Below are 21,631 nucleotides of genomic sequence, written 5' to 3'. Positions count from 1 at the left end.
CGTGGGCTCTGTGCGCAATCCCGTGGGACCTCTCCCGTCCTCCATCTACTGGCGACGACGGGCTGTTGTGCTGCTCCTCCTCCTGGTGATCACCGCGTTGGTGGTGTGGGCCGTCAACTTCCGTGACGGGGGCGGCGGGAACAGGGCGGGCGGTCCCGGCGGTCACACCCCCGTGCCCTCCATCACGCCCGGTCCGTCCGCCAGCGGCCCGCTCAACAGCTCCCGTCCCGGCGGTTCGGTCGGCGGCGGCTCCTCCGACGGCGCCGGTGACTCCGGTGCCACGGACGGAAGTTCGGCCGGTGGCGACACGGGCGGCAGTGGCGCGGACGGTGGCGACACCGGCGGCAGTGGCGCGGACGGCGGCTCGGCGAACGGCGGTACGGACTCCGCGTCCGGCGGCGGTGTCTCCGGAAGCGGCGGCAGCGGCAGCGGTGGCGGTGCGCAGCTGCCCGCCGGATCCAGCCTCCCCGACTGCACGTCGTCCTCGGTCACGCTCAGCCTGCGCAGCGAGCGGAACTCCTACGAGCCCGGCGAGAAGCCCACGTTCACGCTGACCGCCGCCAACTCCTCCGGTGTCAGCTGCAAGCTGGACTTCGGGGCGACCGCGGCCGTCTTCACCGTCTCAGACGTGGACGACAACCACCGCTGGGCCAGCGACGACTGCCCCAAGAGCCGCTCCGGCTACCTGCTGCAGGTGCCGGCGAACAGCTCGACCACCTACGAGCTGACATGGGACCGCACGACCAGCGCACCGCAGTGCGCGACCCCCAAGGGCCAGGCCGCGCCGCTGGGCACCTACCTGGTCGAGGCGAGGCTGCCGGGCTTCCAGGCCAAGCAGACGTCCTTCGTCCTGAAGGACGCCTGACCGGTACGGACGTCAGGCCGGCGCACCGGCCCGGGACACCCCGGGCGGCGGGCGCCGGCCCGCCCCCGGACACCGTCCTCAGACGTAGCGCTCCAGGATCGAGGACTCCGCCAGGCGGGACAGGCCCTCGCGGACCGAGCGGGCGCGGGCCTCGCCGACGCCGTCGACGGTCTGCAGATCGTCCACGCTGGCCGCGAGCAGCTTCTGCAATCCGCCGAAGTGCTCCACCAGGCGCTCCACGATCGTGTTCGGCAGCCGCGGCACCTTGGCCAGCAGCCGGTAGCCGCGCGGCGAGACCGCGGAGTCCAGTGCCTCGGGGGAGCCGGCATAGCCCAGCGCCCTTGCCACGGTGGGCAGTTCGAGCAGTTCGCCCTGGGGGAGCGAGTCCAGCTCGGAGAGGGCCTCGGTGACCGTGCGGCTGCGCTTGGCGGTCGGCTCGGGCACGTAGTCGCGCACCACGAGCTCGCGCTCGGGCTCGACGCCCGCGATCAGCTCGTCCAGCTGGAGCGAGAGCAGCCGGCCGTCGGTGCCCAGCTCGACCACGTACTCCGCGATCTCGGTGGCGATGCGGCGCACCATCTCCAGGCGCTGCGCGACCGCGGTGACATCGCGGACCGTGACCAGGTCCTCGATCTCCAGGGCGGACAGCGTGCCCGCGACCTCGTCCAGCCGCAGCTTGTAGCGCTCCAGGGTGGCCAGCGCCTGGTTGGCGCGGGAGAGGATCGCCGCGGAGTCCTCCAGGACCCGGCGGTGACCGCCGACGTACAGCGCGATCAGCCGCATCGACTGGCTGACGGAGACGACCGGGAAGCCGGTCTGGATGGAGACCCGCTGCGCGGTGCGGTGGCGGGTGCCGGTCTCCTCGGTGGGGATCGCGGCGTCCGGGACGAGCTGGACGCCGGCCCGCAGGATCTTGCTGATGTCCTTGTCGAGGATGAGGGCGCCGTCGAGCTTGCACAGCTCGCGCAGGCGCGTCGCGGAGAACTCGACGTCCAGGACGAAACCGCCGGTGCACAGCGACTCGACGAGCTTGTCCATGCCCAGGACGATCAGGCCGCCGGTGTTGCCGCGCAGGACCCGTTCCAGGCCGTCGCGCAGGCTCGTGCCGGGAGCCACGGCGCTCAGGGAGGCGCGCATCAGGCTGTCAGTACCGGAGCCCTCGCGACCCCAGGCTTTGCCGGGAGCTGCCGCCCGGTCATTGGCTGCCACTGCTCTCCTCCGGTCGTACGGATGCCCGGATGGGCGAGACCAGGGCAAAGTTTACCGTCGGAAGGCTCACGGACGGGGGGCCCTCTTGGGCAGGACGCGCAAGGCGTCCCCTATGTCCGTCACTTCCGTCACCTTCATCCCCGCCGGGATCCTGCCCGGGTCCGGCGGGACGAGGGCGTGAGTGAAGCCCAGCCGGGCCGCCTCGGCGAGCCGCCGCTGCACGCCGGTGACCCGTCTGACCTCGCCCGCGAGGCCCACCTCGCCCACGGCGACCAGGTTCTTCGGCAACGGGGTGTCGATCGCGGCGCTGGCCAGTGCCAGGGCCACGGCGAGGTCCGCGGCGGGCTCGCCGAGTTTCACGCCGCCGACCGTGGCGGTGTAGATGTCCTGCTTGCCGATCGACCGGATGCGGCCACGCTGCTCCAGCACCGCCAGCATCATCGACACGCGCGAGGTCTCCAGACCCGAGGTCGTGCGGCGCGGCGAGGGGATCTGGGTGTCCACGGTCAGCGCCTGCACCTCGGCGACCAGCGGGCGCTTGCCCTCCAGCGTGACCGTCAGGCAGGTGCCGGGCACCGGCTCGTCGCGCCGGGTCAGGAACAGGCCCGAGGGGTCGGCCAGGCCGGTGATGCCCTCGTCGTGCAGTTCGAAGCAGCCGACCTCGTCGGTGGCGCCGAAGCGGTTCTTGATGCCCCGGATCAGCCGCAGACGGGCGTGGCGGTCGCCCTCGAAGGACAGCACCACGTCCACCAGGTGCTCCAGCAGCCGGGGCCCGGCGATCGCGCCGTCCTTGGTGACGTGCCCGACGAGCAGCGTCGACATGCCGCGTTCCTTCGACGCCCGGATCAGCGCGCCGGCGACCTCGCGGACCTGGGCCATGCCGCCGGGGGCGCCGTCGATCTCCGGCGAGGCCACGGTCTGCACCGAGTCCAGGACCAGCAGCGCGGGCTTGACGTCGTCCAGGTGGCCCAGCACCGCCGACAGGTCGGTCTCGGCGGCGAGGTAGAGGTGGTCGGACAGGGCGCCGATGCGGTCGGCCCGCAGCCGCACCTGCGACGCGGACTCCTCACCGGTCACATAGAGGGTGCGCGCCTGGGGCCCGGCCGCCTTCGCCGCGACGTCCAGCAGCAGCGTGGACTTGCCGACGCCCGGCTCCCCCGCGAGCAGCACCACCGCGCCGGGGACCAGCCCGCCGCCCAGTACCCGGTCCAGCTCCGGCACGCCCGTGCCGCGCGCGGTCGCCTGGCGGCCGTCCACCTCCCCGATCGGCTTCGCCGGCGTCGTCACCCGGCCGGCCGCGGTCGTGCGCACCGGCGAGGCTCCGCCGTACTCCTCGATCGTGCCCCACGCCTGGCACTCGCCACAGCGGCCGAGCCACTTGACGGTCGTCCAACCGCATTCCGTGCAGCGGTAGGACGGTCGGTCCTTTGATGCGGGGCGAGTCCGGGCAGCCATGCCGTGCACGGTATCGGGAACCACTGACATCGGAGGCAGGGCTGACGGCGCAGACAAGCGAGACAGCACCGCCACCCCGCCCGCGCCGATGTCCCGACCCCGCTCCGGAACACTCGCGCACACGGCCGAGAGGTCGCCCCAGGGGGTGAGCGGCGTGTGCTCTTTCGGGGGGGATCACCACCCAATTGGGTTAAAGCCCGCCGTGACACCTGAGGGCGTACGGACCGTGGGCCTACCGTCACGGAGTGATGAGCAGCAGGCCTGAGACACCCTCGCAGACAACCGGCGCGCACCGCCGACACCGCGCGCCGGTCCAGCGCGGCCGCGCCGCGGCGGGCGGCGGGACCGGCCCGGAGGCGGGACGGCGCCGGACCCGGCCGCACGGCACGCTGCCCTCGCAGCCGCCCGCGCACTACGAGCCCTACCTGGACGGGCTGTTCACCTACTGCCTGTCGGTGCTGTGCGAGCACGACGCCGCGGCCGTGGCGCTCGGTGACGTGCTGGCGGTCGCCGAGCGGCAGCGCGCCCGGCTGCGCGACCCCGAGCTGCGCCGCCCGTGGCTGTACGCGCTGGCCCGCTGGGCCTGCCTGCGTACGCTGGCCGACGGCCGCCCGGTGTCGGTGAAGGCCTCGGCCGAGGTGGCCGCCCGGCGCCGCGGCGAGCTGTCCGCCCTGGCCTGGCCCGAGGCGGCCGGTACGACGCCGGAGCAGCGCGAGGCGCTGGAGCTGGCGGTACGCCATCAGCTGGCCCCGCACGAGGTCGCGCTGGTCGTCGGTCTGGAGCCGGACGCCACCCGGGCGCTGCTCGCGCAGGCCGCCTGCGAGGTGGAGCGGACCCGGGCCGCCCTGGCCGTCGTCGAACTGGGCAACTGCCCGGCCGTCGCCCGGCTCGCGGGGGACGCCCGGGTGCTGCTCGGCACGGCCCTGCGCCGCGAACTCGTCCACCACGTGGACGTCTGCTCGCACTGCCGGCTGACCGCCGAGCGCGCGGTCGCCCCCGGCCCGTGGCCGGGCCTGGCCACCACCGCCGCGACCGCCGTGCTGGCGACCATCGAGGCCCCGCGCTCGGCCGCGTACGCCGCCATGCTGCACGCCATGCGCGGCGGCACCGGGCGCACCCGGCAGGGCACCCCGCGCTTCGACCGGCGCGGCTTCCCCATGGACCTGAAGGAACGCACCGCGCGCCGCGCCCGGATGCGGCACCGCGCGGTGACCTCGACCGTCGTCGCGGCCGTGGTGGCGGCGCCGGTGCTGGCGCTCTGGGCGGCGTACCACGGGGCGCCGCTGGCTCCGGGCCAGAAGGGGGAAGGTTCCTTCACCGCGGCCGACGGCGACGGACTGGACGGCTTCCCGTACGAGAAGGCCGGTGTCGCGGGCAGTGCGGGCAGTGCGGACCGCGGCCGTTCCCAGCGCGGCGGTCCTGGACGGCTGTCGGTGTCGGTGTCGGTCGCCTCGGCCTCCCCCGCGGCGCCGGAGGCCTCCCCGTCGGCCGGCGGGAAGGATTCGGCTTCGCCGTCGAGCAGCGCCACGAAGGGCGGCGACGGGGGCGAGCGCGGCGACCACGGCGACCGTCCCGGCCGCCGTCAGGGACGGCTGGTGATCGCCGCCCACACCGAGGGCGACGTGACCGTCATCACGCTCAAGGCGGAGGGCGACCGGGCCGTGCGCTGGTCCGCCGCGCGGTCGGCGCCCTGGCTGCGGCTCAGCCGGCGGCACGGCATGCTGCGGCCGGGGGACTCCACGACGATCATGGTGTCGGTGGACCGCGACCGGGAGCCGGCGGGGGCGTGGACCGCGCGGATCCTCTTCGACCCCTCGGGCGGTGTCGTCACCATCCACGGTTCCGGGACGCCGTCACAGCCCCCGTCGTCCCCCGAGCCCTCGCCCACGCCCTCGGCGCCGGATCCCTCACCGTCCGGCCCGCCCAGCGGCGAGCCGTCCGGATCACCGTCGTCCTAGCCCTGCGTCTGGATCCGGCCCGCATCCTCGCCCGCGCCGTCCTCGCCGTCCTCGCCCGCGCTGTGCCCCGGGGCCGGGTCGGCCGGGTGCGGCGCCATCGGCAGCAGCGAGGCGAGGCGCTGCTCGCACAATTCGACGAGCCGCGCGTACGCCCGCGTCCCCATCAACTCGGTCAGTTCCGCACGGTACGAGACATAGACCGGGTCGCCCGCGCCGTGCGCCGAGCGTGCGCCGGTGCACCACCAGTGCAGGTCGTGGCCGCCGGGGCCCCAGCCGCGACGGTCGTACTCGCCGATGGAGATCTGCAGCACGCGCGTGTCGTCGGGCCGGTCGATCCAGTCGTAGGTCCGGCGGATCGGCAGTTGCCAGCAGACGTCCGGCTTGGTCTCCAGCGGTTCGCGGCCCTCCTTGAGCGCCAGCAGGTGCAGCGCGCAGCCCGCGCCGGCCGCGAAGCCGGGGCGGTTGAGGAACACGCAGGCGCCCTTGTGGCGCCGGGTCTGCCGGTCGCCGTCCTCGTTGACCTCGGCCCAGCCGCCCTTCTCGCCCTCCTGCGCGGCCACGTCGTGGAACTGCCACAGCTCGGGGGTGAGCCGGTCCACATGCCCGGCCACCCGCTTCTCGTCGTCGTCGTCCGAGAAGTGCGCGCCCAGGGTGCAGCATCCGTCACTCGCGCGGCCCGCCTCGATACCTTCGCAGCCGCGTCCGAAGATGCAGTTCCAGCGCGAGGTGAGCCAGGTCAGGTCACAGCGGAAGATCTGTTCGTCGTCGGCCGGATCGGGGAACTCCACCCATGCGCGGGGGAAGTCGAGGCCGACTTCGTCCTCGATGACCGGGTGTTCCTGCCGCTTCGTCGCCTTTTTCGCCTTCGCCACGATGTCAGGGTAAGCATGTGGAGCTTCTTCAGTGGTCACCCGCGCGGCAGCGCGCACCCCGCATGTCCCGGGAAAGTACCCGGAGCAGTAGGTTTCCGGGCATGAGACTCGGTGTCCTCGACGTGGGTTCCAATACCGTCCACCTGCTGGTCATGGACGCGCATCCTGGCGCGCGTCCGCTGCCCGCGTACTCCCACAAGGCGGAGCTGCGGCTGGCGGAGCTGCTGGACGAGCGGGGCGCCATCTGCGAGGACGGGGTCCGGCGGCTGGTCTCCCAGGTCGCCGAGGCCCTGGTGGTGGCCGAGGACAAGGGCGTGGAGGAGGTCCTGCCGTTCGCGACCTCCGCGGTGCGCGAGGCGGCCAACGGCGACGAGGTGCTGGCCCGGGTGGCCCGGGAGACCGGCGTCGACCTCACCGTGCTCTCCGGTGAGGACGAGGCGCGGCTGACCTTCCTGGCCGCCCGCCGCTGGTTCGGCTGGTCCGCCGGACGACTGCTGATGCTCGACATCGGCGGCGGTTCCCTGGAGGTCGCGTACGGCATGGACGAGGAGCCGGGCGCCGCCGTCTCCCTGCCGCTGGGCGCGGGCCGCCTCACCAGTGGATGGCTCCCGGGCGACCCGCCGGCCGGTGACGACGTCCGCTCGCTGCGCAAGCACGTACGGGCCGAGATCGCCCGCAGCGTCGCGGAGTTCAGCCGGCTCGGCACGCCCGACCACGTGGTCGGCACCTCCAAGACCTTCAAGCAGCTCGCCCGCATCGCGGGCGCCGCGCGGTCCGCCGAGGGCCTGTACATCCAGCGCACATTGAGCCGAAAGTCGCTCGCCGAGTGGGTCCCCCGGCTCGCGGCGATGACCGAGGGCGCCCGCAAGCAGCTGCCCGGCGTCTCGGAGGGACGCGCCCGGCAGCTGTTCGCCGGCGCACTCGTCGCGGACGCGGCGATGGACCTGTACGGCGTGACGGAACTGGAGATCTGCCCCTGGGCGCTGCGCGAGGGCGTGATCCTGCGGCGGCTGGACCTCATGGTCAGCGAGCGGGTCTGACCCGCGGCGACCCCGCGCAGCGGTGCCGCGCCGGTCCTGATGGGAGGCCGTCACACGCGGGTGTGCCGGGCACCGGCATGGCGTGGACCCGGCGGCCCGCGGCGTGTCGATCGCGTCACGTCGGCCCGGTGTGATGTGCCGTTCGGCGGACCGGCCGCCGTACGCTGTTCCCCGTGGCAGCCCCTGACCCTGTGGACCTGAACGAACACACCGTGCGCGTACCCGACGCGAAGGTCGCGCTGTCCACGGCGTCCGTGTACCCCGAGTCGACGGCGACGGCCTTCGAGATCGCGGCCCGGCTCGGATACGACGGCGTCGAGGTCATGGTGTGGACCGACCCGGTCAGCCAGGACGTCGAGGCACTGCGCCGGTTGTCGGACTACCACGGCATCCCCGTGCTCGCGGTGCACGCGCCCTGCCTGCTGATCACGCAGCGCGTCTGGTCGACCGACCCGTGGGTGAAGCTCCAGCGGGCCCGCGCGGCGGCGGAGAAGCTCGGCGCGTCGACGGTCGTCGTCCACCCGCCCTTCCGGTGGCAGCGCGCGTACGCCCGGGACTTCGTCTCCGGCATCTGGCGGATGGCGAATGAGACGGACGTGCGGTTCGCCGTGGAGAACATGTACCCCTGGCGCTACCGCGACCGCGAGATGCTCGCCTACGCCCCCGACTGGGACCCCACCCACGAGGACTACCGGCACTTCACCATCGACCTGTCGCACACGGCCACGGCCCGCACCGAGACGCTGGAGATGCTCGCCCGCATGGGCGACCGGCTCGGCCACGTCCACCTCGCCGACGGCAGCGGCTCCGGCAAGGACGAGCACCTGGTGCCCGGACGCGGCACGCAGCCGTGCGCCGAGCTGCTGGAACGGCTCGCGACCGGCGGCTTCGACGGACACGTGGTGATCGAGGTGAACACCCGGCGCGCCATGTCCGCCGCCGAACGGGAGGCCGACCTCGCGGAGGCACTGGCCTTCACCCGGCTGCACCTGGCCGCTGCGGCGCAGGTGGGCTGATGCCGGAGGGCCCGGAGGACCCGGAGGCTCCGGAGTACCCGGGAAACGCGGCCACCGGCAGGCGCGGCCGCGGTCGTCCCGCCGGAGCGCGGTCGGGCACGGCCGAGACCCGGGACCGCATCCTGGCCGCCGCGCGCGCGGAGTTCTCCGCCCGGGGCTACGACAAGACCTCGATCCGCTCGATCGCCCGGTCGGCCGGCGTCGACGCGGCGCTGGTGCACCACTACTTCGGGGCCAAGGAGCAGGTCTTCGCGGCGTCCATCGAGATGACCTTCGAGCCCGCGTTCGGCGTCCCCGACGTCCTGGCGGCCGGCCCGGAGGGTGTGGGCGAGCGGCTCGCCCGCTTCTTCGTGGGCATCTGGGAGAACCCGGTCACCCGGGCCCCCATGCTGGCCGTGCTGCGCTCGGCGGTCACCAACGAGACCGCCGCGGGCGTGCTGCGCGGCATCGTCCTGCGGCGGATGCTGGAGCGCGTGGCGGCGGAGCTGAAGGTCCCCGACCCACGGCTGCGGGCCGAACTCGCCGCCTCGCAGATGCTCGGCATCGCGATGATGCGCTACATCGTGCGCATCGAGCCCCTGGCGTCGGCGGACATCGAGGAGGTCGTCCGGCTCGTCGCGCCGACGCTCCAGCGCTACCTGGCCGACCCCGACCCCGGCGCGGCCGTCACGGGGTGAGGTCCGCGGCACGGTGTGCGGGCGGTGTTCGGGCTGTGCGCGCTGTACGGGCTGTACGCGGGCTTCCATTCCTTGGAACTCGCGTCCGCAATACGGACATGCCGTCCCCGGCGGCGGCCCGGGGCGTACGCTCGAAGGCTCCAGGATGGAAACGTAGGGAGTGGTCCCCGTGCCCGAGCTGAGGTCCCGCACAGTCACCCACGGCCGCAACATGGCGGGCGCACGCGCCCTCATGCGGGCCTCGGGCGTAGCGAGCGAGGACATCGGCAAGCCGATCATCGCCGTGGCCAACAGCTTCACGGAGTTCGTGCCCGGGCACACGCACCTGCAGCCGGTCGGCCGCATCGTGAGCGAGGCGATCAAGGCCGCGGGCGCCGTGCCGCGCGAGTTCAACACCATCGCCGTCGACGACGGCATCGCCATGGGCCACGGCGGCATGCTCTACTCGCTGCCCTCGCGCGACCTGATCGCCGACTCCGTCGAGTACATGGTCGAGGCGCACTGCGCCGACGCGCTGATCTGCATCTCCAACTGCGACAAGATCACCCCGGGCATGCTGATGGCCGCCCTGCGGCTCAACATCCCCACCGTGTTCGTCTCCGGCGGCCCCATGGAGGCCGGCCGGGCGACCCTCGTCGACGGCACCGTGCGCACCCTCGACCTCATCGACGCGATCGCCGACGCCGTCAACGACAAGATCTCCGACGAGGACATCCTCCGCATCGAGGAGAACGCCTGCCCCACCTGCGGCTCGTGTTCCGGCATGTTCACCGCCAACTCGATGAACTGCCTCACCGAGGCGATCGGCCTGTCCCTGCCCGGCAACGGCTCGGTCCTCGCCACCCACACCGCCCGCAAGGGGCTGTACGAGGACGCCGGCCGCACCGTGGTCGACATCACCCGGCGCTACTACGAGCAGGACGACGAGTCCGTGCTGCCGCGCTCGATCGCCACCTTCGAGGCCTTCGAGAACGCCATGGCCCTCGACATCGCCATGGGCGGCTCCACCAACACGATCCTCCACCTGCTCGCCGCCGCCCAGGAGGCGGGCGTCCCCTTCGGCCTGACCGACATCGACGCCGTCTCGCGCCGCGTGCCGTGCCTGGCCAAGGTCGCCCCCAACGTCGCGAAGAACCGCACGTACTACATGGAGGACGTGCACCGCGCCGGCGGCATCCCCGCCCTGCTCGGCGAACTCCACCGGGCCGGCCTGCTCAACGAGGACGTCCACTCCGTGCACTCCCCGTCGCTCGCCGACTGGCTCAAGACCTGGGACGTCCGCGGCGGCTCCCCCTCCGCCGAGGCCGAGGAACTCTGGCACGCCGCCCCCGGCTGCGTCCGCTCCGCCGAGGCCTTCTCCCAGTCCGAGCGCTGGGAGGCCCTGGACACCGACGCCGCCGAGGGCTGCATCCGCTCCGCCGAGCACGCGTACTCCAAGGACGGCGGCCTCGCCGTGCTCCACGGCAACCTCGCCGTCGACGGCTGCGTGGTGAAGACCGCCGGCGTCGACGAGTCCATCTGGACCTTCGAGGGCCCGGCCGTGGTCTGCGAGTCCCAGGAGGAGGCCGTCGACAAGATCCTCCGCAAGGAGATCAAGGAGGGCGACGTCGTCGTCATCCGCTACGAGGGCCCGAAGGGCGGCCCCGGCATGCAGGAAATGCTCTACCCCACCTCCTTCCTCAAGGGCCGCGGCCTCGGCAAGAGCTGCGCCCTCATCACCGACGGCCGCTTCTCCGGCGGCACTTCGGGACTCTCGATCGGCCACGCCTCCCCCGAGGCGGCCTCCGGCGGCACGATCGCCCTCGTCGAGGACGGCGACCGCATCCGCATCGACATCCCCGGCCGCACGATCGATCTCCTGGTCACGGACGAGGACCTGGCCGCCCGCCGCGCCGCCCTCGGCGGCGTCTACGCCCCCGCGGGACGCGAGCGCAAGGTCTCCCTGGCACTGAGGGCCTACGCGGCCATGGCCACCAGCGCCGACAAGGGCGCCGTCCGCGACGTCAGCAAGCTCGACGGCTGACCGCCACCGACGCCCTCGACCCCTCCCGCCCTCACCAGCGGGAGGGGTCCTTCGCGTCCACGGCGAACACGGTGCCGTCGGGCGCGGTCGCGAACACCTTGCCGTCGGCGACGACGGGGGAGGGGAGCGCGCTGGGGACGAGGCCGGTGTCCGCCAAGGGGCGCGGCTTGGTCTGGCCGAGGAATTCGCCCCGCTGCGCGTCCACCGCCAGCAATCGGCCGTCGGCGGCGGCGAAGTACAGCCGGCCGCCCGCGACGACAGGCGGTGAGGACTCGCTCACCGAGGTCTCCACGCGCCACAGCTGCGCGTTGTCGCTGCCGCGGCTCGTGTCGAGGGCCGTCAGGGCACCGCCGGACCCTATGAGGTACACGCGCGTGCCGCTGACGACTGCCTGTGTGCCGGAGAGGGGGAGGCGCAGTGGCGTGCGTGCCGCCGACCAGTCGGTGGTGTCGATGCGCACGACGGCGTCGGTCCGCGTGAGGCCGTCGGTCGAGGTCAGGAAAAGCGAGTCGCCCGACAGACCGACAGGCGCCAGTGCTCCGTCGAACCGCCGGTGCTCCCGGACTTTCCCGTTGGCCAGGTTCAGCGCGCTGACCAGCGTGTGCCTGCCGTCGTCCGAGACATCGACGGCATAGGCGGTGCTGGAATCGCGGAGGGCGGCGAACACGGGCCAGGTGCTGCCGGACAGGGCGGTGTGCCAGCGCTGTGCGCCCGTCACGCCGTCGACGGCAGTGACGTCGCCGCCCATCCTGAGCAGCAGTACCGTGTCGCCGGCGCCGTAGTACGCCCCGTCGTACGCGGAGATGTCCCGTTTCCAGATCAGCTTGCCGGTGGCGGGGTCCAGGCCGGTCAGTTGCTTGCCGTCATGAGTCACGACGCGCAGCACACCGCCCGAAAGGACCGGCGGCTGCGGCCTGGCGAGGTGACCCGTGTCGGGGCTGGGAACCGACCACCGCAACCGCCCGCTGCTCGCGTCGAGCCGCGCGGCCGCGATTCCCGGCCGGGCGCAGAAGAGGGCGTCGTCCTCGTGCACACAGGCGGCCGCACCCCCGTGGTTCCCCTCCGTGGGCAGAGTGCTCTGCCAAGGGGCGAAGGTTGGGGCGGACGGGCTGCTCCGCTGCGCGACGGGGTGGTGTCCGCCCACGGCCCCTGGGTTGCCGCTCATTGCCTGGGTCGTGAGGGCCGCGGCGGACCCCAGGACGGCCAGTGCCGCAGTCACTGCAACGACCAGGCGTTTCCTGGACGGGCGGGGAGCATCGGCATGATCTTCGCCAGACTTCACCGCGGGTGCGGCGGAGCCCTCGCCGCGCATGTGCCTCCGCAGGTGCGGAGTCAGTTCGCCGGTGAAGTCCCCGAGGTCGAAGGCGCTGAACGTCTGGGTGTCGTACGAGGCCGAGACTTCTCTCAGCTCGGCCATGAGGGCGTCAGGGGTGGGCCGGTCCTTGGGATTCTTGGCGAGGCAGCGCTCGATGAGCGGCCGGAGGTCGGCCGGTATGCCCTCCAACTGCGGCTCGTCGTGCACCACTTGGTACGCCACGATGTACGGGCTGTCCGAGTTGAACGGGCTCCGCCCCGTCGCGGCGTGCACGAGGACGCTGGCCATGGCGAAGACGTCGGCGGCCGGCCCGACCGACCGCGGTTGGCGGAACTGCTCGGGAGCCATGAAGGGCGGAGTGCCGATGAGCTTGCCGGTCTCCGTGCGGAGGTCGCTGTCGGACGGCCGCGAGATGCCGAAGTCGATCACTTTCGGACCGTCGGCGGCCAGCAGCACGTTGCTCGGCTTGAGGTCGCGGTGCACGACGTCGACCCGGTGAATGTCCCGCAACGCCTCGGCGAGGCCCGCCATCAGATACCGCACCTGGGCCGGGGCCACCGAACCGTTCCGCTTCACGAACTGGGCGAGCGTCGGCCCGGGGATGTAGAGCGTCGCCATCCAGGGCCGCTCGGCGTCGGGGTCCGCGTCCACGACGGGCGCCGTGAAGGCCCCGCTCACCCGGCGCGCGGCGCCGACCTCCTGCCGGAAACGCGCCCTGAACTCGGGGTCCGCCGCCAGCTCCTCGTGCACGACCTTGACGGCCAGACGCATGCCGGAGGTGGAGCGCGACAGGTGCACCACGCCCATGCCGCCTGAGCCGAGCCGGCCCTCCAGCCGGTACTGCCCCGCGTATTCCGGACGTTCCGCTTCCGGACCCGTGCCGGGTCTGCCCGATGCCGGCATGACCCACCCCCGAGTAATCGTCCGCGGCCGCAACCTACGGAGCCTAACCGATCGTCCTTACGGCGAAGACTCGGATTGCTAGCCTGCACTTGACTGAGCGTGAACCTCACGGGGGAGGGCCAATGGCCGAGAACAGTCTTGACGAGCCCGCAAAAGTGCTGCCCAAGGCGATGACAGCCGGTGCGGCCGCCGCCGATCTCGTGTACTACCCCGTCGCTCCGGGCTGCCGCCTCAACGTCCGGACGGGCCCCGGGACGAGTTTCCAGATCGTCAGGATCCTTCCGTACGACGTGAAGGTGCCCGTCATCTGCCAGACGCCCGGCACGACGGTCAGCGGCTACTACGGCACGAGCAACATCTGGGACCGGATCGCCCCGGGTGAGTACGTGTCCGACGCGTACGTGCACACCGGTAGCGACGGCTACATCGCGGGGCGCTGCGGATGACGCCGGCGCCCCCAGTCCACAGACAGCGGAGGAAGAGTTGAGCTTACGCAGCGAGCGGCGCAGTGTGCTGGCCGCGGGTGCGGCCGGACTGGCCGGGGCCGTGTTCCTGGTACTGGGTGGCGCGGCCGAGGCATCGGCCGCGACGAATCTGGTCTACTACGACGTCGCACCGGGCACGCGGGTCAATGTCCGCAACGGCCCGGGCACCAGCTACCAGATCGTGAGGACGCTGCCCACCGACGCCAAGGTGCCCATCTTCTGCCAGACCCCGGGCACGACGGTCAGCGGCTACTACGGCACGAGCAACATCTGGGACCGCATCGGCCCCGACCAGTACGTGTCCGACACCTACGTGCACACCGGCAGCGACGGCTACGTCACGTCGCACTGCTGACACCGCGCCGCTGCGGTCCCCCGGCGCACGGTCGGGGGACCGCGCCGTGGGGAAGACAACCGGCATGACCTCACAGCCGACACACCGCCGCGTGTACGCCCAGTCGTTCAACGCCGTCGCCGCGCAGTACGCCGCCGCGCGCCCGGGATATCCGGGCGAGATGTTCGACGCCGTCGAGGAGATGGCGGGCCGTGCCCTCGCGGGCGCGGTCGTGCTGGACGTCGGGGCCGGGACGGGGATCGCGACCGCGCTGCTGCGGGCGCGCGGGGCGCACGTCACGGCAGTGGAGCCCGGCGCGGGGATGGCGGCGCAACTGCGGGCGGGGCAGCCCGGGGTGCCGCTCGTGCGCGGGGACGGGAACACGCTGCCGTTCGCCGCCGGCGTCGCCGACTTCGTGACGTACGCGCAGGCGTGGCACTGGACGGACCCGGCGCGCTCGGCGCCGGAGGCGGCGCGCGTACTGCGGCCGGGCGGCGCGTTCGCGCTGTGGTGGAACCTGCCGGACACCGACGTGCCGTGGATCGTGGAACAGGAGGCCCGGCTCGCCGCCCGCGTGCCCGGCCACCACGAGTTCGGCCTGGCCGGCGACGCCGAGAGCGTGCTGCGCTCGCTCGGCCCCGGCCTCGGGCTGAGACCGGGCTCCCGCGTGCTGCGCTGGACCCGCACCGTCCCCGTGGACACGCACCTGGCGATGCTCGGCAGCCGGTCGTACTTCGCTGTGCTGGACCCGGACGCCGCCGCCCGGATCCTGGCGGAGGAGCGGCGCGAGCTGCTGGCGCTCTTCCCGGACGGCCTGGTCGTCGAGCCGTACCGGGTCGCGCTGACCGTCGCCGTGAAGGACGGTACGGACTAGCCGGCCCGGCGGGACGCCGCAACCGATCCGACGACGCCGACCACGCCCGCGACGAGCGCCCCGCGCCACAACCCGTCCCAGAGGCTGCCGAAGAAGCCCTCGGAGGTGAGGATCTGGCGCAGCACGAGGTCGGTGACGAGCAGCATGCCGCCCGGTACGAGCGCGACGCGCCAAGGGTGCTCGGCCGCCCAGCGGCGGATGCGGCGGTCGGAACGCGGGCCGCGCCCCGTCACCGCGCCGGCGCCGCCGACGAGGAAGAAGAGCATCAGCGCGACGGAGCAGGCCCCGGCGACCACGCCGAACCCGAAGTCGCCGCCGACGGCGGACACGGCCAGGGAGACTCCGCCGCCGATGGCGCCGACCGCGGCGGCGGGCCGCCAGGGGCCGAGGGTGGCCGAGGCCACCGCCAACTGTCGCTTCTCACCGCGGGTCACGTCCGGTGAGGGACGGGATGGATCGGTAGAACGGCTCATACCGCCACGGTCGCCCCGGGCGTGGCCGGAAGCCATAGGGGATGTCCCTGAGACGGCCCGGAGCCCGGTGTCAGGGCCGGGCCCCCGCGCGGGGGCCCGGCCGACGGCGACCCGTGGAGACCTGCGGTGGCCCGCGGCGACCCGGGATCCGGGCCGCCACGGAACCCCGCCCGGGCGCCTCACCCGCTCACGCCGGCGCCCGCTGCACCCGCACCGGAGTCACCCCCTTCTCGTTGTGCCGCTCGGCCCAGCCGGCCAGCGCCATCCCGCAGGCGTGGTCCAGATGCCGCAGCCGCCGCAGGTCGAGCTCCATGGCGCGGTTCCGCGGCAGCGCCTCCAACTGGTCCAGCAGCTTGGGCAGTCGCAGGAAGGTGGCGTTGCCCAGGACGCGCACGACGATCGGGCCGCCGCCCCGGTCGTCGATCTCGACGTGGGTGTGGGAGGTCTCCCACGCCGCCTTGACCACGGCCGTCAGCAGCCCGAGCAGCACGCCCTCGAACATGTTGGTGGCGACGATCGCGATCGCCGTGACCACCAGGACGACCGCCTCGCCCCGGTGCTCCCGCCACAGCGGCACCAGCGCCCGGAACGGGACGAGCTTGCAGCCCGCGTGCACCAGCACGCCCGCCAGGGCCGCGACCGGGATCACGCCGAGCGCGGCCGGCAGCAGCGCGGCGAAGAGCAGTAGCCACACCCCGTGCAGCACCCGGGACGCCTTGGTCCGGGCGCCCGCCTGGACGTTGGCGGCGCTGCGCACGATCACGGCGGTCATCGGCAGGGCCCCGAGCACCCCGCAGAGGGCGTTGCCGGCACCCTGCGCGATCAGCTCCCTGTCGTAGTCGGTGCGCGGCCCGTCGTGCAGCCGGTCCACCGCGGCGGCGCTGAACAGGCTCTCGGCTGAGGCGATCAAAGTGAAGGCCAGCACCGTGCCGATCATCGACACGCTCGCCAGCTGTGCGAACTGCCCAGCGCCCGGCGGCTGTACGGCGTCGAGCAGCCCCCGGACCTCGACGCGGGCGACGGGCAGCCGCAGCAGCACCGCAGCCGCCGTGGCGAGCGCGACCGCGGCCAGCGGCCCGGGCAGTACGCGCGCGGCGCGCGGGATCCTGGGCCACAGCACCAGGACGGCGATCGTGCCGGCCCCGAGGGCGAGGGCGGAGAGCGCCGCGCCGGAGCCGGCCACGTAACGGACGAGCCCGGCCACCCCGGCGATCTTGGCCGGTCCGGAGGCGGGGGCCTTGACGTCCGCGAGCGCGTACACCTGCCCCGCGATCAGCACCAGCCCGATCCCGGCGAGCATGCCCTGGACGACGGCGACGGAGATCGCCCGGAACCAGCGGCCCAGCCGCAGCGCCCCCATGAGCATCTGCAGCACGCCCGCTACGAGCACGAGCACGCCGAGCGCCGGCAGCCCGAACTCCCTTACGGCCTCGAAGACCAGCACGGTGAGCCCGGCCGCCGGACCGGACACCTGCAGACTGCTGCCCGGCAGCAGTCCCGTGAACAGTCCGCCCACGATGCCGGTGACGAGGCCGAGTTCGGCCGGGACCCCGGAGGCCACGGCCACTCCCACGCACAGCGGCAGGGCGACGAGGAAGACGACGAGCGAGGCCGTGAGGTCGGCACGCAGTGTGGCGGGCAGGGTGGGGATTCGTCCCATCCGGCGGCTCACCGGCGGAGGAGCGCGTCGGCGGACGGGATGGGCGTGAGCCCCAGGACGCTGTGGGCGGGGCGGGGAGCCGCCAAGGGGACGGCGCGGAAGTCGCGGGCAGGGTGGATGAAGGTCTTCATTTCGGGTGGCCTCCATTGCGCCCCGGCGCCCGGGGACGGGCGGGGGCGTGCGGGGTCGAGCCGTGTGGGGGGGGTCGGGTGTCCGCGGCGGTGCCCGGACGGCTGCGCACGGCAGCGGCCCTCCGTACGTCGTCGGCGCGAGCGGACGTCAGACGGTGCCGGGCGGCGTCGCGGCGCCGCCTGTCAGCAGCGGAACGCCGCCAGAGCGACGGGGAGTTCGCCGGATCTGGTCAGCGGGACGGCCTGGCGGGCCGTACGCGGCGCCGTGACGGTGGCGGACGTCTTCCCGTCCGCTGTCACGGCGGGATCGTCGACCGCGGTGCCGGTGCGCGGGGCCGGTGACGGGACGCCGGGCGCCCCGGGCAGCACCAGGCCGATGCCGTTGCCCTCCTGGCGGTGGATCAGGCAGTGCCGGTTCTCGGCCTGCGCCTCGGCGGCACTCGCGGCAGAGCTCTTGACCGCCATGGCGGCGGGCTCCGCGGCGGCGCAATTGATGGCGAGGAACAGGGAGAGCACCAGGCCGGCGCAGACGCCGATGACGCGCACAACTCCCCCGCCCCAGCTCACAGTTGCCCCCGTTCCGAGGTGTCGCGGCTTCCAGTCTGCCCGGTCGGCCCCTCCATTTTGCAAGCCCTCCACGTTAACGCAGGGTAAATGATCCGTCACTCGAATGGATGTACCTGCCGCTTCTTGACGGGACGTCCACCGCGAGAGCAGTATTCACCACATGATGAATAAAGTTGAGGACCCGGCGGCGCCGGCCCCGGCGCCGGACCCGGGTCCCGCCGTCCACGCCGCCGGCCTGACCGTCCTGCGCGGCGGCCGTACCGTCCTGGACGGCCTGGACTTCACCGTCCCCCGCGGTGAGATCACCGGACTGCTCGGCCCCAGCGGCTGCGGCAAGTCGACCCTCATGCGCGCCGTCGTCGGCACCCAGGCCCGCGTCACCGGCACCCTCGACGTGCTCGGCCGCCCCGCCGGCCACCGCGACCTGCGCCCCCGGATCGGCTACGTGACCCAGGCGCCCTCCGTCTACCTCGACCTGACGATTCGTCAGAATCTCGACTACTTCGCCGCGGTCCTCGGCGGCGACGCCCGCGACCACGTCGACCGCGCCATCGCCGACGTCGACCTCACCTCGCACGCGGGCGCCCTCGCGGGCAACCTCTCCGGCGGCCAGCTCAATCGCGTCTCCCTGGCCGTCGCCCTGCTCGGCTCGCCCGAACTCCTCGTCCTGGACGAGCCCACCGTCGGCCTGGACCCCGTCCTCCGCCGCGACCTGTGGGAGCTCTTCCACCGCCTCGCCGCCGAGCGCGGCGCCACCCTGATCGTCTCCAGCCACGTCATGGACGAGGCCGAGCGCTGCCACCGCCTGCTCCTCATGCGCGAGGGCCGCATCCTCGCCCAGGGCAGCCCCGACTCGCTGCGCTCCCGTACCGGCGCCGGCACCGTCGAGGAGGCCTTCCTCCGCCTCGTCGACGAGGCGTCCGGCCGGACGGCCCCGCACCCCGCGACCCCCAACGAGGCCGAGGAGGCCGTCCGATGAGCGCGCACCGCACCCTCGCCACCGCCCGCCGCGTGCTGCTCCAGCTGCGCCACGACCCGCGGACCATCGCCCTCATGGTCGTCGTCCCCTGTGTGCTGCTCACACTGCTGTCCTGGGTGTACGACGCCAGTCCGCGCACCTTCGACACCGTCGGCGCCTCGCTGCTCGGCATCTTCCCGCTCATCACCATGTTCCTGGTGACGTCCATCGCCACCCTCCGCGAACGCACCTCCGGCACCCTGGAGCGCCTTTTGTCGATGCCGCTCGGCAAGGGCGACCTCCTCGCCGGGTACGCGCTCGCCTTCGGCGCCATCGCGGTCGTCCAGGCGGGCCTGGCCACCGGCCTCGCCGTCCTCACCCTCGGCCTGGACGTCACCGGGTCAGCCTGGCTGCTCCTGGTGGTCGCCCTCGCCGACGCCTGCCTCGGCACCGCCCTCGGCCTCTTCGTCAGCGCCTTCGCCGCGAGCGAGTTCCAGGCCGTGCAGTTCATGCCCGCCGTACTGCTGCCGCAGCTCCTGCTGTGCGGACTGCTCATGCCGCGCGGGCAGATGCAGCCCGTGCTGGAGGCCGTCTCCAATGTGCTGCCCATGTCGTACGCCGTCGACGGCATGCAGCAGGTCCTCACCCACACCGACATCACCGGCGACTTCGTCCGCGACCTCGCCGTCGTCGCGGGCAGCGCCGCCATCGCCCTGGCGCTGGGCGCCGCCACCCTGCGCCGCCGCACCGCCTGACCCCGCTCGACCCACCCGACCGCACCGTGGACAGCGACCCCGCGGCCGCCGTCCCCGGTGCGAAGATGGGCCCATGACCCAGAAAGTCGCCGTGCTCGGCACGGGGAAGATCGGCGAGGCCCTGCTCTCCGGGATGCTCCGCGCCGGCTGGAAGCCGGAAAACCTCCTGGTCACCGCCCGCCGTCCGGCCCGCGCCGAGGAACTGCGCGCCCGCTACGGCGTCGAGGCCGTCTCCAACGACGAGGCCGCCAAGACCGCGGACACCCTCATCCTCGCCGTCAAGCCGCAGGACATGTCCGCCCTCCTGGACGAGCTCGCCCCGCACGTCGCCGCCGACCGGCTGATCATCAGTGCCGCGGCCGGCGTGCCGACCTCCTTCTTCGAGGAGCGCCTCGCCACCGGCATCGCCGTCGTCCGCGTCATGCCCAACACCCCCGTCCTCGTCGACGAGGGCATGTCGGTCATCTCCGCGGGCAGCCACGCCGGCGAGGAGCACCTCGTCCGCACCGAGGGGATCTTCCAGCCGGTCGGCAAGACCCTGCGCATCCCCGAGTACCAGCAGGACGCCGCCACCGCGCTGTCCGGCTCCGGCCCCGCGTACTTCTACTTCCTGGTGGAGGCCATGACCGACGCGGGCATCCTCCTCGGCCTGCCCCGCGCCCAGGCGCACGATCTCATCGTGCAGTCCGCGATCGGCGCCGCCGTCATGCTCCGCGACAGCGGCGAGCACCCGGTCAAGCTGCGCGAGGCCGTCACCTCCCCGGCCGGCACCACCATCAACGCCATCCGCGAGCTGGAGAAGCACGGGGTGCGCCACGCCCTGATCGCCGCCCTGGAAGCCGCCCGCGACCGCAGCCGCGAGCTCGCCTCCGGCAACGGCTGACGTCCGGAGGGGACGGCCGCGCCCGGCACCCGGGGCGGCAGTCCCCTCCACCGCTCACGCGGGAGGCAGCAGCCCGATCGCCCGGTAGGCCGAGTCCACCGTCGGCCGCGCCAGCGCCCGCGCGCGTTCGGCCCCCGTCCGGAGCACCCCGTCCACGTACCCCGGATCGGCCGCCAGCTCCGCGTGCCGCTCCCGCAACGGCCGCAGCTCCTCCACCACCGCCTCCGCCGTGTCCTTCTTCAGCGCCCCGTAGGAGTCGTACTCCGCGGCCAGCTCCTGCGGCGTCCTTCCCGAACACGCCGACAGGATCTCCAGCAGATTCGCCACGCCCGGCCGCTCCTCACGGTCGTACGCCACGTCCTCGCCGCTGTCCGTCACCGCCCGCATCACTGTTCTGCGGACCGCCTCCGGCTCGTCCAGCAGATAGACGATCCCGGGGCCGGTGTCGTCGGACTTCCCCATCTTCGCGGCCGGGTCCTGCAGGTTCATCACCCGCGCCGCCACCGGCGGCAGCACCGCGCTGGGCACCGTGAACACCGGCCCGTACCGCTGGTTGAAGCGCTCCGCCAGGTCCCGCGTCAGCTCCACGTGCTGCGCCTGGTCGTCGCCGACCGGCACCTCGTCCGTCCGGTACGCCAGGATGTCCGCCGCCATGAGCACCGGATACGTCAGCAGCGACAGCCGTACGCTGCCGCCGCGCCGCTGCTCCTGGGCGGCCTTCTCCTTGTACTGGATCATCCGCCGCATCTCCCCGTCCGTGGCGACGCACTCCAGGAGGTAGGCCAGACGGGCGTGCTCGTCCACATGGCTCTGCACGAACAGCGTGCACACCGCGGGGTCCAGCCCGGCGGCCAGCAGCAGCGTCGCGGCCTGCCGGCTGAGCCGGCACACCCGGGCGGGGTCGTGGTCCACCGTGAGCGCGTGCAGATCCACCACACAGAAGAGGGACTCGGCCCGGTGCTGGTCGACCGCGGCCCACTGCCGCACCGCCCCCAGGTAGTTGCCCAGGGTCAGATGCCCGGTCGGCTTGATACCGCTGAAGACCCGCGTCATCTCTGTTTCCTCCTGCAGCTCGTCCGGCTCGCCGGACCCGCCGCTCCGGCGGCCCCCCGGGGGAACCCAAACAGCCCCCGCCCCGGCCGCCCAGGGGTGAAAAACGAAACAAGGGAGGCGCCAAA

21 protein-coding genes are annotated in these 21,631 nt (G+C 73.2%); 12 read left to right on the top strand and 9 right to left on the bottom strand.

All coding sequences use genetic code 11. The annotated features are described in order from the left end of the window. Positions 1 to 67 precede the first annotated feature (67 nt). A complete protein-coding gene (locus ACFWVC_RS28405; RefSeq protein ID WP_384292734.1) occupies positions 68 to 865 on the top strand; it encodes a hypothetical protein in 798 nt (265 codons plus the stop codon). 78 nt (positions 866 to 943) lie between these two features. On the opposite strand, the gene disA is transcribed toward ACFWVC_RS28405, so the two are convergent. Together disA and radA are read right to left on the bottom strand one after the other, a co-directional pair. After that, positions 944 to 2,074: a DNA integrity scanning diadenylate cyclase DisA gene (gene disA / locus ACFWVC_RS28400; RefSeq protein WP_384292727.1), complete on the bottom strand. Its 1,131-nt coding sequence runs from the start codon at positions 2,072 to 2,074 to the stop codon at positions 944 to 946. A 66-nt stretch (positions 2,075 to 2,140) separates the two neighbouring features. Further along, the gene (radA, locus tag ACFWVC_RS28395) at positions 2,141 to 3,529 is read right to left on the bottom strand and encodes a DNA repair protein RadA (RefSeq protein ID WP_384292721.1); all 1,389 of its coding nucleotides are present in this window, start codon (positions 3,527 to 3,529) and stop codon (positions 2,141 to 2,143) included. Between the two features lie 248 nt (positions 3,530 to 3,777). Between radA and ACFWVC_RS28390 the strand changes: the two genes are divergently transcribed. After that, positions 3,778 to 5,487 carry an RNA polymerase sigma factor gene (locus ACFWVC_RS28390; protein WP_384292716.1) on the top strand — a complete coding sequence of 570 codons (1,710 nt, stop codon included), beginning with the start codon at positions 3,778 to 3,780 and terminating at the stop codon, positions 5,485 to 5,487. Here ACFWVC_RS28390 and ACFWVC_RS28385 read toward each other — a convergent pair. Then, positions 5,484 to 6,359 carry a hypothetical protein gene (locus tag ACFWVC_RS28385; protein ID WP_384292712.1) on the bottom strand — a complete coding sequence of 292 codons (876 nt, stop codon included), beginning with the start codon at positions 6,357 to 6,359 and terminating at the stop codon, positions 5,484 to 5,486. The genes ACFWVC_RS28390 and ACFWVC_RS28385 overlap by 4 nt on opposite strands. Before the next feature lie 101 nt (positions 6,360 to 6,460). On the opposite strand from ACFWVC_RS28385, the gene ACFWVC_RS28380 reads away from it, so the two are divergent. The 4 genes from ACFWVC_RS28380 to ilvD all read left to right on the top strand — a co-directional run bounded on the left by ACFWVC_RS28380 (position 6,461) and on the right by ilvD (position 11,115). Next, on the top strand, positions 6,461 to 7,399 hold the full coding sequence (locus tag ACFWVC_RS28380) for a Ppx/GppA family phosphatase (RefSeq protein WP_384292706.1): 939 nt from the start codon (positions 6,461 to 6,463) through the stop codon (positions 7,397 to 7,399). 197 nt (positions 7,400 to 7,596) lie between these two features. Then, on the top strand, positions 7,597 to 8,415 hold the full coding sequence (locus ACFWVC_RS28375; RefSeq protein ID WP_384292900.1) for a sugar phosphate isomerase/epimerase family protein: 819 nt from the start codon (positions 7,597 to 7,599) through the stop codon (positions 8,413 to 8,415). Continuing rightward, entirely contained in the window at positions 8,415 to 9,092 is a 678-nt protein-coding gene (locus tag ACFWVC_RS28370; RefSeq protein WP_384292701.1) for a TetR family transcriptional regulator, read from the top strand. Before ACFWVC_RS28375 ends, ACFWVC_RS28370 begins: the two co-directional genes overlap by 1 nt. Before the next feature lie 169 nt (positions 9,093 to 9,261). Then, positions 9,262 to 11,115 (top strand): dihydroxy-acid dehydratase, encoded by a 1,854-nt coding sequence (gene ilvD / locus ACFWVC_RS28365; protein WP_384292696.1) that lies wholly within the window; start codon positions 9,262 to 9,264, stop codon positions 11,113 to 11,115. Positions 11,116 to 11,146: 31 nt separating this feature from the next. Here ilvD and ACFWVC_RS28360 read toward each other — a convergent pair whose 3' ends face one another. Further along, a complete protein-coding gene (locus ACFWVC_RS28360; RefSeq protein WP_384292692.1) occupies positions 11,147 to 13,333 on the bottom strand; it encodes a PQQ-binding-like beta-propeller repeat protein in 2,187 nt (728 codons plus the stop codon). Positions 13,334 to 13,455: 122 nt separating this feature from the next. Between ACFWVC_RS28360 and ACFWVC_RS28355 the strand changes: the two genes are divergently transcribed. From ACFWVC_RS28355 to ACFWVC_RS28345, 3 genes are all read left to right on the top strand, one after another. After that, on the top strand, positions 13,456 to 13,779 hold the full coding sequence (locus tag ACFWVC_RS28355; protein ID WP_384292689.1) for an SH3 domain-containing protein: 324 nt from the start codon (positions 13,456 to 13,458) through the stop codon (positions 13,777 to 13,779). A 37-nt stretch (positions 13,780 to 13,816) separates the two neighbouring features. Then, the gene (locus ACFWVC_RS28350; RefSeq protein ID WP_384292684.1) at positions 13,817 to 14,173 is read left to right on the top strand and encodes an SH3 domain-containing protein; all 357 of its coding nucleotides are present in this window, start codon (positions 13,817 to 13,819) and stop codon (positions 14,171 to 14,173) included. A 64-nt stretch (positions 14,174 to 14,237) separates the two neighbouring features. Next, entirely contained in the window at positions 14,238 to 15,026 is a 789-nt protein-coding gene (locus tag ACFWVC_RS28345) for a class I SAM-dependent methyltransferase (protein ID WP_384292679.1), read from the top strand. On the opposite strand, the gene ACFWVC_RS28340 is transcribed toward ACFWVC_RS28345, so the two are convergent. From ACFWVC_RS28340 to ACFWVC_RS28325, 4 genes are all read right to left on the bottom strand, one after another. Further along, a complete protein-coding gene (locus tag ACFWVC_RS28340; RefSeq protein WP_384292675.1) occupies positions 15,023 to 15,499 on the bottom strand; it encodes a hypothetical protein in 477 nt (158 codons plus the stop codon). The genes ACFWVC_RS28345 and ACFWVC_RS28340 overlap by 4 nt on opposite strands. Positions 15,500 to 15,686: 187 nt before the next feature. Then, on the bottom strand, positions 15,687 to 17,159 hold the full coding sequence (locus ACFWVC_RS28335; protein WP_384292670.1) for a SulP family inorganic anion transporter: 1,473 nt from the start codon (positions 17,157 to 17,159) through the stop codon (positions 15,687 to 15,689). An 8-nt stretch (positions 17,160 to 17,167) separates the two neighbouring features. Next, positions 17,168 to 17,290 (bottom strand): hypothetical protein, encoded by a 123-nt coding sequence (locus tag ACFWVC_RS28330; protein ID WP_384292665.1) that lies wholly within the window; start codon positions 17,288 to 17,290, stop codon positions 17,168 to 17,170. A gap of 183 nt (positions 17,291 to 17,473) precedes the next feature. Beyond that, on the bottom strand, positions 17,474 to 17,836 hold the full coding sequence (locus ACFWVC_RS28325) for a hypothetical protein (protein ID WP_384292660.1): 363 nt from the start codon (positions 17,834 to 17,836) through the stop codon (positions 17,474 to 17,476). Positions 17,837 to 18,017: 181 nt separating this feature from the next. Here ACFWVC_RS28325 and ACFWVC_RS28320 point away from each other — a divergent pair, with 181 nt between their 5' ends. The 3 genes from ACFWVC_RS28320 to proC all read left to right on the top strand — a co-directional run bounded on the left by ACFWVC_RS28320 (position 18,018) and on the right by proC (position 20,453). Beyond that, entirely contained in the window at positions 18,018 to 18,836 is an 819-nt protein-coding gene (locus tag ACFWVC_RS28320; protein ID WP_384292654.1) for an ABC transporter ATP-binding protein, read from the top strand. Then, positions 18,833 to 19,570, top strand: a complete 738-nt coding sequence (locus tag ACFWVC_RS28315; protein WP_384292650.1) for an ABC transporter permease — start codon at positions 18,833 to 18,835, stop codon at positions 19,568 to 19,570. The genes ACFWVC_RS28320 and ACFWVC_RS28315 overlap by 4 nt, the downstream gene beginning before the upstream one ends. A 73-nt stretch (positions 19,571 to 19,643) precedes the next feature. Further along, positions 19,644 to 20,453: a pyrroline-5-carboxylate reductase gene (gene proC / locus ACFWVC_RS28310; protein WP_384292644.1), complete on the top strand. Its 810-nt coding sequence runs from the start codon at positions 19,644 to 19,646 to the stop codon at positions 20,451 to 20,453. Between the two features lie 54 nt (positions 20,454 to 20,507). On the opposite strand, the gene trpS is transcribed toward proC, so the two are convergent. After that, positions 20,508 to 21,506: a tryptophan--tRNA ligase gene (gene trpS / locus ACFWVC_RS28305; protein WP_384292638.1), complete on the bottom strand. Its 999-nt coding sequence runs from the start codon at positions 21,504 to 21,506 to the stop codon at positions 20,508 to 20,510. Between the last annotated feature and the right edge of the window lie 125 nt (positions 21,507 to 21,631).

The sequence above is a fragment of the Streptomyces sp. NPDC058691 genome (genome assembly GCF_042714775.1).
Classification (GTDB): Bacteria; Actinomycetota; Actinomycetes; order Streptomycetales; family Streptomycetaceae; genus Actinacidiphila.
This window is presented reverse-complemented; position numbering and strand designations above follow the sequence as displayed.